Origin of the sequence: Clostridium sp. SGI.024 (assembly GCF_050315195.1) — a bacterium.
GTDB lineage: Bacteria > Bacillota > Clostridia > Clostridiales > Clostridiaceae > Clostridium.
In genome coordinates this window covers 1-14,487 of record NZ_JBNPON010000001.1, presented here as the reverse complement: position 1 = coordinate 14,487, position 14,487 = coordinate 1, and the positions used below count along the sequence as shown (strand labels likewise).

Below are 14,487 nucleotides of genomic sequence, written 5' to 3'. Positions count from 1 at the left end.
TTAAAGTAAGGTATTAAATATATGTGGTATAAGTATATATTTAATTAAATATAGGTAGAAAAGGAGGGGGAATATGAATTCTATAAAAAGAACTAACAGAAGTAGAATATTAGAGTATATTTTTAGGAATGCTCCTGTATCTAGAGCAACTATAGCAGAGCAAACCGATATTACTCCTGCAACAGTAACAATGACAATAACTGAACTTATTAACGAAGAAATTGTTATAGATTTAGGTGAAGTTGAACAAAGTGATAATATGCCAGGAAGAAAGCGTGTTTTAATAGATTTAAATCCTAATTATTGTTATGAAATTGGAATAGAATTTAATGAAAAAAATATATCTTTTTGTATAGCTGATTTAAAAGGTAATATTATAGATGAATTAATATATTCAACAACGTATAATGAAATATCGAATATAACAGAATTTATTATTAAAAATACACAAATACTTATGCAAAAAAATAAACATATAAATAATAAGATTTTAGGAATAGGTATAGGTGTACCAGGTAAGATAAATAATAACGCTACAGAACTATTTTCGGATTCTAATATATGGGAAAATTTTTTCCCTAAAAAAATTAAAGAGAGATTTAATTTACCTATTGTTATGGATAATAATGTAAAGTGTATGGCTATGGGAATGTACTTATTTCAGCCTAAAAAAAGTCCGGAAAATTTTTCTTTTTTTCATTTAGGCATTGGAATGTACTGCGCAAATGTTATTAATGGAGAATTATTCCAAGGCAATGATTATATATCTGGAGAAATAGGACATACAATTGTTAAGGTAGATGGAAAGAGATGTGAATGTGGGAAAAATGGATGTTTAAATACTTATGCAAGTGAAAGATGGTTAATAAAAACAGCGAAAATATTACTTGAAAATAAAGCATCTATTATTTTGGACAGTTTAGTGAAAGAAGATAAAGAGGTGAACATTGAACATATTATAACTGCATATAATTTAGGGGATGAAGTTATAAGACAATATATAATAGAAGCATTAAAATATTTAAGTATGACCATTTCAAATCTATCTATGATAATAAATCCAACTAAAATTTTCTTGCATGGGCGATTATTTGAGGATAAGACTTTATTTAATCAATTTAAATCATATATTGAAAAAGATTTAAGTTTTATAGGAGATAAGTATTTTTCTAATATAGAATTAGTAACGTATAAACCTATTAATGGAGCTATAGGAGCAAGTGCTAGAGTTGTTTATGATTACTTTATTAATTAAAAATAAAATTTCTATTTTATACTAAGAAGAGTATAGATAAATTTGTTTTTGTGAAAATCTATCTATACTCCTATTTTATATTTTTAATAAAATTCTTTTATACGATGAAACCATACGCTTGCTGGATCATTACTTGCTTTCAAATGATGAGATAGCTTTTCCATATATTCGCTTTTTATATCTTTATATCTTTCATTATAACATAAATTGTTTAATTGATATGGATCGTTGGTAAAATCATAAAGTTCACCTTTTTCATTTTCATTAAAGGTAAATTGGTATTTATTATCTCTTACCATTCTTTGACGTGATACATAAAAGTGATTATGGAATTCTCCAAATATTTCAGTTCTATTATTGCTTTCCTTAGTTCCATTCATTAAAGGAAGAAGACTTTCACCATCAACTGCTTTAGGTGGTTTTGTACCTGCTATTTCTAAAAGTGTTGGCATGATTTCTTGTAAATAAACAAAGCTATCATTATCCTTATCTCCTAGTCCTTTAACTATCATTGGAATTCTATATATTTCATCGAAAGTAAATGCACCTTTTTCAATTAACTTATGTGCACCAAGGCAATCACCGTGATCTGCACCATATATAATAATAGTATCATCATATATTCCTAGTTTTTTTAACTTATCAACTATTAGTCCAACCATATCATCTATCATTGTGCAATGTCCATAGTATTTAGCAGATATATCTGCAAACCCATCCCATCCGTAATCTCCAAGCCCCCACATTTTTTCTGTAAGGTAATAGCCATAAGGTTTATCCTTAAAATCATCTTTATAACTTGGATGTTCCTTAATATCTTTTGGGTCATACATAGAGTAATAAGGTTCAGGAACAATACTTGGAGAATGAGGACCCCAGAAGTTAGCCCAAATTAAGAATGGTTTATCTTGTCTAATAGCATCATCAATTAAACGATTAGCTTCATGAGCAACAAAGTATTCTATAGTACTTTCTACTGGTCCTTCATGCTTAGCATACATTTCTTGAATTTGAAGGGCAGGATTATTACCTAAGAAGCCATTCGAAACATCAGGTATATTGAAATTGTTTTCTCTTAAGTATTCTTCATAGTAATTAGGAAGGTTATCAGGTGGTTGATTAAATATTAAGCTAGGAAATACTTGGCTTCCAGGGAATCCATATCCCATAAAAGGTTTTCCTTCAAAACCACAATCTTCAGGTGTTTTTGTTGCAGAAACATGCCATTTGCCAGCAAGACCACAATAATATCCTTGTTCATTCATACACTTTCCAAGTACAGGAATACCATCTTTGATATCTGTAAAATTATCTATTACACCATGATTATGAGGATAAAGACCAGTCATAACACTTGCACGAGCTGGTGCGCAAATAGGAGATGATGTAAATGCATTTGTGAACTTCATTCCTTCATTAGCAAGAGCATCGATATGAGGAGTTTTACATATATCGTTTAGACCATAAGCACTAACTGTATCATACCTTTGCTGATCAGATAAAATAAGAATTATGTTTTTCTTATTAGTCATAAAATTTAATACCTCCTAAATATGAGATCAATTATTTATTTTAATTAATCACTTATTTTAATTAATTATTTATTTTAATTAATTATGTATAACAGTAAAGGTTTAAATATGAAAAACATTAAGAATTATAGTTTAAATCGATATATATTTAAATTTATATTAGTTTTGAATTAAGTATAGCACTCTTATTTATTAAAAATAATAATTAATTAATCGTATAAAAAATATTATAAATAAATAAAAATAAAGGAATAACTAATTTTTTTTAAAAACATATTGAATAATTAAAAATTAAAAATTATAATTAATTATAAGAAGGTAAAAAATGGAAATAAAAACTACTAACATTTGCAGAAGGGTTTAGAAATCGTTTTCAAAAAATAATAGAATAGGGAGGAGTTATAAAGAAAAATAGAATTTTAGAAATGAAGTATCCTTATATTATAAGATACTCAATACTATTATGTGATTTTATAAGTATATAAAATATATTTTATAATAAAACATAATAGAATTCATGATAACATTTACATCTTGTGGGGAAATAATTTAAAAATTAATAAAAATGGGGGGAAAATTATGAAAAAATTAGAGGCTTCAAATAAGGAAGTTTACTTGTATAGTATAGGAAATATTGCTAATACGGCAATATTCGCTTTTGTAGGAACATATATTATGTTTTATTACACAAATGTTTTAGGTATTTCAGCTGCGGTAGCAGGAACAATATTTATGGTAGCTAGACTTATAGATGCATTAACAGATCCAATTATGGGAATGATTATCGATAGAACTAATACTAAAAAATTTGGTAAATATAGACCATATATAACATTTGGAGCACCGGTATTAGGAATTATATTTGTAGTAATGTTTATGGCTCCAGATTTAAGTGTAAGTGGAAAAATAGTTTATGCATATACAACTTATATTTTGTATAGTTTAGCGTGGACAGTTGTACAAATTCCGCAACTTGCACTTCCAATTATTTTGAGTAATAGCACAACTCGTCGTACAAAGGTTCAAGCTATCTTCCAAGCCCTTGGCAATATAGGAAATTTAGCAGCTGTATCATTAGCTATTTATATGTTAAAGTGGTTTGGTGGTGATGGAAATAAAGATGCATGGTTTAAAGTAACAGTAATTTTTGCAATATTCTGTACAATAATGTTTATATTATCTGCAATGTCTGTTAGAAAACTTGATGTTTACAATCCTACTCTAGATACTAAAGCTCAATCAACTAAGAAAATACCTTTTAAAGATAAAATAAAAGTTGTTACTTCTAATATAGCTTTATTAATGGTACTTATTAGTTTTGGGACAGATGCTTTAGCTCTTCAAATCGGAAATGGACTAAATATGTATTTTTTTAAATATAATATGGGAGAAAAACAACATCTCATGGGTTATCTTGGATGGGCAACCGCTATATTTTCTTTTGTATTGATTGCTATAGTTGGATGGTATGTAGGTAAACTTGGAAAGAGAAAGGGGATAATTTTAGCTGAAGCACTAGCTATTATTCCAGCACTTGGGTTAATATTTGCTCCTGTAAAAAATACTTTTTTAATTATGATATTCTTAATATCATCAGTTCTTATTGGTGCTATTACAAATATGTTATGTAGATCAGCTGTTTTAGATTCTGCTAATTATGCAGAGTGGAAAATTGGTATAAATGGGTCGGCATTAGTTTCATCTACATTTACATTTGTAAATAAACTTTCACAAGCATTTGGAGCATTTATAATGGGTTATGTCCTTCAGTTTGTAGGATATTCAGCAAATCTTACACAACAAACACCAGAAACATTAAAAGCAATTGTATACATGAAAAGCTTAATTCCAGCAGCTGCATTTTTATGTTCAGTTATTGCTATGATGTTTTATCCTCTTGATAAGAAAAAAGAAGCTGAGATGGAGAAGTTTATAACAGATAAGCGTGAAAAAGAGCTAGAAGCAAACAAATTAATAGAAGCAGAGATTATAAATAGTAATTAATATAAAACCATAATTATGGATTTATGATCACTGAAACTTTAGAAAAATTAGTAAGGAAAGAACTTATTTATGGATAGTTTTTAAAAGATTTATTTGAATATTAATGAAGATATCCTAGTAATTTAGTTGGTTACTAAGATATCTTTTTTATTTATAATAACTTAATTCAAATAAATATAAGTAAATTAAATGAAGATGAATTAACATAAAAAAATTGTATTTTTAAAAGATGGATATATTATAAATAGTATAGAAAAAAATTAATCGAGAGAAAGCTTCTTCTATGATATATTAAATAACTTATCAAAGATAGGAGGAGGAAAAAGTGACCTTCAAAAGTTTTGTGATTAAAAGTAGATTAATTAATGCTGATAGAAATACAATAGATAATTATAACTCATATTATATGCAAACTATGATTAGGATATATAAAAATATATTAATATTAGATAGAAGCTAAATTTAAACTAAAAATAACTCTAAGTAGATTATGTCGTTCATCTACTTAGAGTTATTTTTATATATGTTAATTTTAAGTTAGTAAACTATAAATGAAGAAAATTTGATAAAAATATTTATTTTACACTTATATATTACCACAAAATTCTAAAAATTTCAAGTCTTGTAGTAGTGCTATGTTAGGAGTAGAGTGTATTAAAGAGGTGATTTGCATGAATGAAAATATTACTTTAGCATTTCAGAATATACAAAAAAAGCAAGCTGTAATAGAACTTAAAGGTTGCAATGAACTAACTATTAAATACGGCTTAACTTTATCTGATGAAGATATTAATGAGCTAGTTGAGTATCGTTTTAAGGCACTAAAGGATACAGGAAGAATTGAATTTTCAGAAGGCGTTATGAAAAAGATAGTAGAAGCTTTTTGTGATTCCCCTTATATAATGCAACAAAATTATAAAGATACTTTAATGGAACTTCAAGACTGCTTTTATTACTTTAAAGGTGAAGCTATGGAGCAAATAGCTGATGACGAACTTATCACTTTTATGAAAATTCATTTTAATGAAGAGTGCCAAGGATCCTTAGAGTATTTGAGCGAAACTAATTTAGAGGAGCTTTGTAGAAATACAAGATATGGATTTAGAGGTAGATATACTGATATTTAATAAATATTATAATATTTAATTAATGATTAGCAAAAGTATGAATAAAGTTTTGGAGGTATTATGGAAGAAAATAATACTAGTTTATTAGTATTTTCTGATGAAATACAAATAGACGGAAATATTACTAAAGAAGAGAGAATGTTAATTGAAGCAAAGATTTACAATTTACTTGGAAAATGGACTGAAAGATATACCATGGGAGATAGTACTTCAGTTCCAATAGAAGTTGCGGAAGAGTTGCTTAAATCAATTTGTTTTTCTCTTGGTTTAGAATTAAAGAAATTAAAAGATCCAATTAAAAGTTTAATGGAAAAAGATTTAATTGATTTATTAAAGGATTCATGGGAAATAATAGAGTCTATGATTGTAATAGGTAAAAATCTATTAGAGGATGTTTTAAAAACTCATCTAATATTGGGAACATATCTTACAATGATACATTAAAGGAAATAAAAGCATCATTTAAAAAATATGATTATAGATTCTTTGCTCATAAAATAGAATGTAGCATAGATTATCAGCTTTCTAATCCTGTATCTGAAAGCCTTTGTGGAATTGAATATATAAATGAATATTTGAAATCATTGCTTATAGAAAATAAATTTTGTAAAGCATTCCATAGGGATAAAATTATTAATATATTAAATGGGTATTGCAAAGATTATAAAGGGTTATTAATTAATATTTTTGAGCCTATACTAACAAATGCTATAGGACTTGAAATTCTAGGCAGAGATATATTTAAATTAAATATTTCGGAAATAGAGAGAGAAATGTTATTAAGTATATTTAAAGGACTATCTAAAGAAGAGATCATTGAAGAATTAATAAATTCATCCAATAGAGTATGCAACACTATAGGCATAATCGATAAAGAAGAAATAGAATATATTAAAAAATCAGTGATAAATATCTATCCTAGAATAGAAGTTGGATTATTAACAGGAGATATTGAAAATATATTTCTAAGTTTCAAAAATGAAGAGAATTTTGAAAAAGATATATTTATAGATAATGAGCTTATGGATAACGAAAAGCTACGTAACTTAATTACTGAAATAAAAGATTGTAGATTTATTTCAGATAAAGTATCTATTGTAAAGCAAGAAGTCAAAAGTATAGGAGATTTAGTAGAAATATTAAGTGAGTGCTTTTGGGGAGAAGACAGTATAGAATTATTTAAAGCTTTTTCACAAGAAGAAATATATTTACTTAAATATTATTTAGATAATAAAGAAGACTATATTTCAGATTCTAAATGGGAAATAAAGCTCATTGAGTATTTAAGTAATAAAAATAATTAAGAATAATAAATTACTCTTTAGTATATAGATATTAATTAATCATCTTTATGAAAGGAGATTATATGTATATAGATTGTCATACACATTTAGATTTTTTTGAAGATAAAATTGAAGAAGCAATAAGCGATATTAATGATAATAAGATACTTACTATAGCTAATAGTATGAATATAGAAAGTTATATTAAAAATAAAGAGTACAGTAAGAAAAGTGAATTTATTATGCCTTGTTTTGGTATACATCCATGGAAGGCAGCAGAATATAAGGAAGATTTACAAGAGCTTATTCCATATATTGAAGAAAGTGAAATTATAGGGGAAATAGGTTTAGACTATCTTTGGGTAGAAGATAAGAGTACCTTTGAGCCACAAAGAAGGATATTTTACTTTATGTTAGAAGAAAGCATTAAGAGAAATAAAGTTATAAGCCTTCACACTAAAGATGCAGAAGAAGAGATATATGAGGCTCTTAAAAAATATAATTATAATAAAGCAATAATTCATTGGTATAGTGGGGATATAAATACACTAGAAAAGTTAATTGATCTTGGATGTTATTTTACTATAAGTGTAGATATAGGATATTCAGAAAAAACTTATGAAGTCTTAAGTAGAATACCTATAGATAAATTACTTATTGAAACTGATGGACCAACAGCATTAGAATGGGTTAATGGAGAGTATGGATATCCAAGTGAAATAATAAAAGTATATGAGAAAGTAGCTCAATTTAAGGATGTTAATGTGAATGAGTTTTTAGTCATTGTTGAAGAAAATTTTAAAAGGTTATTAAATAAGGAGTTTTAGTTGTTATATATGGAGCATAGAAAATAAAGTAATAATAAACCACAAAGGTATATAATTAATAATTATTATTAATTAGCTTGACATTTATAACCAAAATGAATACTATGTATATATAAACTTAATAATTTATCTGGGGGGGCAGTGAACTGTCTGAGATAAAATTGATACAATTTTGACCCATAAACCTGATTTGGATAATGCCAACGTAGGGAGAATAGTATTGTTTTTCATTACAAATTAAGCTATTGAGCAGCATTCTTATCAAGGGATGCTGTTTTTTTTGTTTTTATATACTCTATCAGATTTAGGAAAAATTATTTAAGTTAATTTTAATATAGAGGAGGAATTTTTTATGGCACTTTGCAATGTAAGTCTTCAGGTAATACCTTCAGTTAGTGAAGAAAGAATTTATCCTGTAGTGGACAAGGTTATTGAGTATATTGCTTCTACTGGAGTAAAGTATGAAGTTGGAGCAATGGAAACCACAATGGAGGGAGAACTAGATGACTTACTAGAGATAGTGAAGAAGGCTCAAGAGATATGTACAGAAGAAGGTGCATCAAGAGTTTGTTCTATGGTTAAAATAGACTATAAAAAAGAAGGCGTGACTATGGATGAAAAAATCAAAAAATATAGGGAATAAACTTGCACCTATAATATTTATATTAATTTTATTAAGCATATGGGAAGTAGCTGTAAGAGCAGGAGGAATAGAAAAATACATTATGCCAGCTCCTACGGATGTTATTAAGGTATTAATTAGTGACTTTAAAGTCATGATACCTCATATACTAGCAACATTATATGAAGGCTCTGTTGGATTTATAATTTCTATAGGACTATCTATTATACTAGCTGTAATTATGGATATGGTTCCATTAATAAAGAAAGCTCTTTATCCAGTTTTAGTTATATCACAAACTATACCAACTATTGCTTTGGCACCACTTTTTATTATATGGTTTGGCTTTGGTTATTTACCTAAAATAATTGTAGTTGTAATTGTATGTTTTTTCCCAATAGTAATAAGTATAGTAGATGGATTAGAAGGTGTAGACAAGGATTTAATAAATCACTTTAAGCTTATGGGAGCATCTAAGCTTAATATATTTATACATTTAAAGCTTCCTTATGGAATGATAAGTTTCTTCTCAGGTATGAGAATAGCTGCAACTTATAGTATTATGGGAGCAGTAATTGGAGAATGGCTTGGAGGAGATAAGGGACTTGGCGTATATATGACAAGAGCAAGAAGTGCCTATGCTTTAGATAAAATGTTTGCAGCCATAGTTATAATAGTAGCTATAAGTATGGCAATATTTATTTTAGTTTCAATTATGGAAAAAATTTTTACTCCATGGAATTATAAAAAAACAAATAGTAAAAGGGAAAATAATTAGTTAGAGGTGAAAATAATGATAAAAAAGAAGTTATTATCAGTAGTATTAGCATCAGTAGCAGCATTAACTTTATTTACAGGATGTAGTAATAATAAAGAAACTAGCAAAGATGGAGATTTACAAAAGGTTACATTAATTTTAGATTGGACACCTAATACTAATCATACTGGGTTCTATGTAGCACAGGAAAAAGGATATTATAAGGATTTAGGTTTAGATGTTGAAATAATTCAGCCATCAGAAGGATCATCTCTACAGCTTCTTGCTGCAGGAAAAGGTGATTTTGCAGTTAGTTATCAAGAAGATTTAACTTATGCTAGAACATCAGATAGTCCATTACCTGTTATGGCAATAGCAGCTATAATACAACATAACACATCAGGCTTTACATCACCTAAAGAAAAGGGAATAGAGACTGTAAAAGACTTTGAAAATAAAGTTTACGGTGGATGGGGAAGTCCATCAGAAGAAGCTATTTTAAAGGCTGTTATGGAGAAAAATGGAGCTGATTTTACTAAATTAAAGATGGTAGATGCAGGTACAGAAGATTTCTTTATAGCAACCAAAAATAATTTAGACTTTGAATGGACTTTTGAAGCTTGGACAAATATTGAAGCAAAGCTTAGAGGTTTTGATATTAATTATATTCCAGTTAGAGATTTAGATCCAGCTTTAGATTACTATACTCCTATTATTGCTACAACTGAGAATACAGTTAATAATAAGAAAGATTTAGCTAAAAAGTTTATGGAAGCAACTACAAAAGGATATGAAGATGCAATAGCAAATCCAGAAGAAGCTGCTAAATTATTAGTAAGCAAGGTGCCTGAAATAAGTGAAGAATTAGCAATAGAAAGTCAAAAATATCTAGCTGATAAGTATATGGAAGGTACTAATATTTGGGGAGAAATGAAGGATAGTGTATGGGATAACTATACTAAATTCTTGTATGATAATAAATTAATTAATAAGGATATGAAAGCAAGCGAGGCTTATACAAATGAATTCTTATCAAAATAAGATTTTAATAAAAAATATTTCTAAATCCTTTGATAACATGGAAATATTAAAGGATATTAATATTGAAGTTAATGAAGGAGAGTTAATTTCAATACTTGGACCTTCAGGAAGTGGAAAAAGTACTATATTTAATATATTAACTAATATTATTAGCAGTGATAATGGTGAAATTAATATAAATGGTGATATAAGCTATATGTATCAAAAGGATATGATGGTTCCGTGGAAGAAGGTAATAGATAATATAGGTATTCCACTTATTTTTAAGGGTAAAAATAAGAAGGATTCTAGGGAAGAAGTAAAGAAACATATAAATGACTTTGGACTTAGTGGTTTTGAATATAAATATCCATCTCAATTATCAGGTGGAATGAAGCAAAGAGCTAATTTCTTAAAGACATATTTAACATCTAAAGATATTATGCTTTTAGATGAACCTTTTGGAGCATTAGATTCTATGACAAGAAGGAAGATGCAAAGATGGTTATTAGATTTAACAAAAGAAATGAATTCAACTATATTATTTATAACTCATGATATAGAAGAGGCAATATTACTTTCAAATAGAATTTATATAATCTCAGAAAAGCCTGCAATTATTAAGGGGGAGATTATAGTTAATTTACCTAAAGAAAGAAATGAAAATATAGTTACTACTGAAGAATTTATAAATATAAAAAAGCAAATATTGAATTTAATGTAGATTAACATATAAATAATAAGAGTTTTGAGCATTGATTAAAATATCAATATCAAGACTCTTTTTATTTATGAAACTAAGATTTAAAATATTTTGATAATTACACAACATATAGTGTTTTTAAAACTTATAGCACCATATGTAGTACAAATTATAAAAGTCAAGACTTGAAAGTGATTTTTTTATTATGTAATATAGAGAAAGACAAAAAGTAAAGGATAGGTGAAGCATGTTGATAGTTGTTGGAGGAATGATTGGACTTGGTAAAAGTTCTGTTGCTGAAATTCTAGGAAATCATTTCAATTCAGATGTATTTTATGAAAGTGTAGATGATAATCCTATATTACCTTTATTCTATAGCGAAAGTGAAGAAGAAATTCAAAAAAGAAGATATCCATTTTTATTACAACTTTATTTTTTAAATACAAGATTTAAAAGCATAAAAGAAGCACTAGTAAACAATAATAATGTTTTAGATAGATCAATATATGAAGATTGGTATTTTGCCAAGAAAAACATGGAGCTTGGAAGAATAAATGAGTTAGAAATGAAGATTTATGAAGATCTTTTAAACAATATGCTAGAAGAATTAGAAGAACTTCCTAAGAAGGCACCTGACATTATGATTTATTTAAAGGGATCATTTGAAACAGTTTTAAATAGAATAGCTTTAAGAGGAAGAGAATTTGAAATTGATGATAGCTTAAGAGAATATTATCATTTTTTATGGAAAGATTATGATAATTGGGTTCAAAATTGTTATAATGCATCTGAAGTTCTAATAATAGACATGGACAAAATGGATGTTGTAAACAATGAGGAAGATAAAGAAAAGCTTATAGAATTAGTTGAAGAAAAGCTTAAAGAAGTAAGAAAAATAGAAGCAATAGCATAGTTGTGTATAGGGATAATATTAAAAAATAGAGCAAATTTTATGCTCTATTTTTTTAGTTGATATGAATTAATACTCCCCTAATTCTTTTATCATATAAATTCTCCTTTTAAATTTTATTTAGCATATATTCTAATATTCTAATATGGAAATTTAGTGTCAAAATTCTCAATATTTTCTGAAAATAAAAATATTTAAAGAAGTTATAAATATAAATTAATTATAAAGAAAGTATTTAACATAGAAATTTTATGAAAATATGAAAAAGTTAAAGTTAAATATAGAAATTTATCTAAATTTCAATATTTTCTTTTTTTTCATAGATTTTCATTTTAAAAAAATAGGAGTATTATATAGTGATTAATGATTTTTTTACAAGGAGATGAAACTATGAAGAAACAATGGGCAATATTATTAGTAGTTTTACCTATGACTTTTATGATCACTCTAGATAGTAGTATAGTAAATGTTGCTTTACCAACTATGGCAAGAGAACTTGGAACAACTATGGCTGGCATCGAATGGGTAGTAACTAGTTATTTGATAACAATATGTGCTTTTATATTATTATTTGGTAGATTTGGAGATATAATCGGTAAAAGTAGAGTATTTAGAATAGGGATAGCAGTTTTTACAATTGGATCTTTACTTTGCGGATTATCTAACACGCTAATAATGCTAATTATATCAAGAATAGTTCAAGCTATAGGAGCTGCAGCAGCTATGGCAACTAATCAAGGAATAATTACAGAAACTTTTCCAGCATCTGAACGAGGAAGAGCTTTAGGAATGTCAGGAACAGCAGTAGCTTTAGGAACTATGGTTGGACCTACTTTAGGAGGATTAATAGTATCTGTTGCACCTTGGAAATATATATTCTTAATAAACATACCAATAGGAATTATAGTATATATTGCAGTGTTAAAGATATTAAGTTTTAGTAAAAAGAAAGAAAAAATATCTTTTGATATTAAAGGAAATATTTTATTTATGACTTCTATTATCTTACTTTTTTGTTCTATAAATTTTTCTCAAAGCTTAGGTATTACGAATCCTATTATAATAGGTGCATTTGTATTATCACTTCTTTTATTATTTTTATTTATTAAGATTGAGGATAAAATACATAATCCTATGTTAGACTTATACATATTTAAAAATAAATTATTTTCATTAAGTATATTTTGTGGATTTACTTCTTTTGTATCAGTTGGAGCTATAAATATAATTTTACCTTTTTATCTTCAAGATGTACTAAAACTTTCTCCAGGCTTAGCAGGGCTAATGATGACAGTTTCTCCTATAATACTTTCAATAGTTGCACCTGTGAGTGGATACCTTTCTGATAAAATAGGAAGTGAGAAAATATCTGCTTTAGGCTTAAGTATTATGTCATTAGGTTTATTTTCTTTAATATTGTTTAAAGAAAATACACAATTATTTGTAGTGGCACTTATTATAGGGTTAGTATCATTAGGAAATGCTATGTTTCAATCACCAAATAACTCATTAATAATGTCAACTGTTGATAAAAGTAAACTAGGAATTGCAGGAAGTATTAACGGATTAATAAGAAATTTAGGAATAACAATTGGAATAGGCCTTTCAACAAGTATTTTATATTCAATTATGAGTAATAAAATTGGTTATAAAGTTTCAGGTTATGTTGAAGGGAGAGCAGATGTATTTATTTATGCAATGAGATTTGTTTTTATAAGTATCGCAACTATATCTTTAATTGGAGCTATTTTATCTTTATTAAGAGTATTAAGGAAAAAAGATATTTCGTAAAGTAATATAAATATATTCACTATATATTAAAATTTAGATTTTAATTTCAAGATATAATATTTAATTTCTAAGAGGTTTAGTTTAAATACTAAGCCTCTTTAATATTTATATTAATAAAAGAAAAATACTGTTTTTAAGATATTATTTAAAAAATTAATATGGAAATTAATAATATAAAGTTATTTTAAGTTAAAAATTAATTTTATTAATTAAATAATAATTAAATTTGATATTGATATTGACAAAATTAGTAAGTGAGAATAAGATATAATTAACAGGAGGTAGATTAGTATGTATAAAGTGATAACTTCTTGTCCAGTATGCAATAAAAAAATGAAAGCAACTAGATTAAAATGTTCATCATGTAAGACTGTTATTGAAAATGAATTTGAGTTTTCTAAATTTGAGTACTTATCTAAGGAGCAACTTAAGTTTATAGAAGTTTTTATTATGTGTAGAGGAAATATAAAGGATGTAGAAAAAGAACTAGGGATTTCTTATCCTACAGTTAGAGCAAAACTGGATGAAGTAATAAATTCATTAGGATATAAAAGTAATTCTAAAAATTTAAAAAGCTCTACTAGTGATGTTATAGAAGCATTAGAAAAGGGAGAAATTTCGCCACAAGAAGCAATAGAGAGAATGAAAGAAGAATA

At 26.7% G+C, this 14,487-nt stretch carries 13 protein-coding genes, 1 pseudogene and 1 riboswitch; of the genes and pseudogenes, 13 read left to right on the top strand and 1 reads right to left on the bottom strand.

From position 1 onward, the window contains the following. The first annotated feature begins 73 nt into the window (after positions 1–73). Positions 74–1,255, top strand: coding sequence for an ROK family transcriptional regulator (locus ACQRD5_RS00070; RefSeq protein WP_291628570.1), 1,182 nt, complete (start codon positions 74–76; stop codon positions 1,253–1,255). Positions 1,256–1,338: 83 nt separating this feature from the next. Here the strand turns inward: ACQRD5_RS00070 and ACQRD5_RS00065 are convergent, their stop codons facing one another. Continuing rightward, entirely contained in the window at positions 1,339–2,787 is a 1,449-nt protein-coding gene (locus ACQRD5_RS00065) for a sulfatase-like hydrolase/transferase (RefSeq protein WP_291628568.1), read from the bottom strand. A 579-nt stretch (positions 2,788–3,366) separates the two neighbouring features. Between ACQRD5_RS00065 and ACQRD5_RS00060 the strand changes: the two genes are divergently transcribed. The 12 genes and pseudogenes from ACQRD5_RS00060 to ACQRD5_RS00005 all read left to right on the top strand — a co-directional run. Further along, positions 3,367–4,791, top strand: a complete 1,425-nt coding sequence (locus tag ACQRD5_RS00060; RefSeq protein WP_291630395.1) for an MFS transporter — start codon at positions 3,367–3,369, stop codon at positions 4,789–4,791. Positions 4,792–5,116: 325 nt separating this feature from the next. Then, on the top strand, positions 5,117–5,251 hold the full coding sequence (locus ACQRD5_RS00055; protein ID WP_291630394.1) for a hypothetical protein: 135 nt from the start codon (positions 5,117–5,119) through the stop codon (positions 5,249–5,251). Positions 5,252–5,462: 211 nt separating this feature from the next. After that, entirely contained in the window at positions 5,463–5,918 is a 456-nt protein-coding gene (locus ACQRD5_RS00050; RefSeq protein WP_320628123.1) for a DUF6323 family protein, read from the top strand. A gap of 60 nt (positions 5,919–5,978) precedes the next feature. Then, positions 5,979–7,222 (top strand): annotated as a pseudogene (locus ACQRD5_RS00045) (DUF6179 domain-containing protein). A 62-nt stretch (positions 7,223–7,284) separates the two neighbouring features. Continuing rightward, positions 7,285–8,028 carry a TatD family hydrolase gene (locus tag ACQRD5_RS00040; protein WP_320628124.1) on the top strand — a complete coding sequence of 248 codons (744 nt, stop codon included), beginning with the start codon at positions 7,285–7,287 and terminating at the stop codon, positions 8,026–8,028. Between the two features lie 121 nt (positions 8,029–8,149). Further along, positions 8,150–8,258, top strand: a riboswitch (TPP riboswitch). A gap of 122 nt (positions 8,259–8,380) precedes the next feature. Continuing rightward, positions 8,381–8,671 (top strand): MTH1187 family thiamine-binding protein, encoded by a 291-nt coding sequence (locus tag ACQRD5_RS00035; RefSeq protein ID WP_294168345.1) that lies wholly within the window; start codon positions 8,381–8,383, stop codon positions 8,669–8,671. Beyond that, the gene (locus ACQRD5_RS00030) at positions 8,643–9,428 is read left to right on the top strand and encodes an ABC transporter permease (protein ID WP_291630390.1); all 786 of its coding nucleotides are present in this window, start codon (positions 8,643–8,645) and stop codon (positions 9,426–9,428) included. The genes ACQRD5_RS00035 and ACQRD5_RS00030 overlap by 29 nt, the downstream gene beginning before the upstream one ends. Before the next feature lie 15 nt (positions 9,429–9,443). Further along, positions 9,444–10,448, top strand: a complete 1,005-nt coding sequence (locus ACQRD5_RS00025) for an ABC transporter substrate-binding protein (protein WP_320628125.1) — start codon at positions 9,444–9,446, stop codon at positions 10,446–10,448. Then, positions 10,429–11,151 (top strand): ABC transporter ATP-binding protein, encoded by a 723-nt coding sequence (locus ACQRD5_RS00020; RefSeq protein WP_320628126.1) that lies wholly within the window; start codon positions 10,429–10,431, stop codon positions 11,149–11,151. Before ACQRD5_RS00025 ends, ACQRD5_RS00020 begins: the two co-directional genes overlap by 20 nt. Positions 11,152–11,377: 226 nt before the next feature. Then, a complete protein-coding gene (locus tag ACQRD5_RS00015; protein ID WP_291630387.1) occupies positions 11,378–12,043 on the top strand; it encodes a deoxynucleoside kinase in 666 nt (221 codons plus the stop codon). 387 nt (positions 12,044–12,430) lie between these two features. Next, on the top strand, positions 12,431–13,831 hold the full coding sequence (locus ACQRD5_RS00010) for an MFS transporter (protein WP_294363798.1): 1,401 nt from the start codon (positions 12,431–12,433) through the stop codon (positions 13,829–13,831). A 291-nt stretch (positions 13,832–14,122) separates the two neighbouring features. Then, a partial coding sequence (locus ACQRD5_RS00005; protein WP_294363799.1) for a DUF2089 domain-containing protein occupies positions 14,123–14,487 on the top strand: 365 nt, incomplete at its 3' end.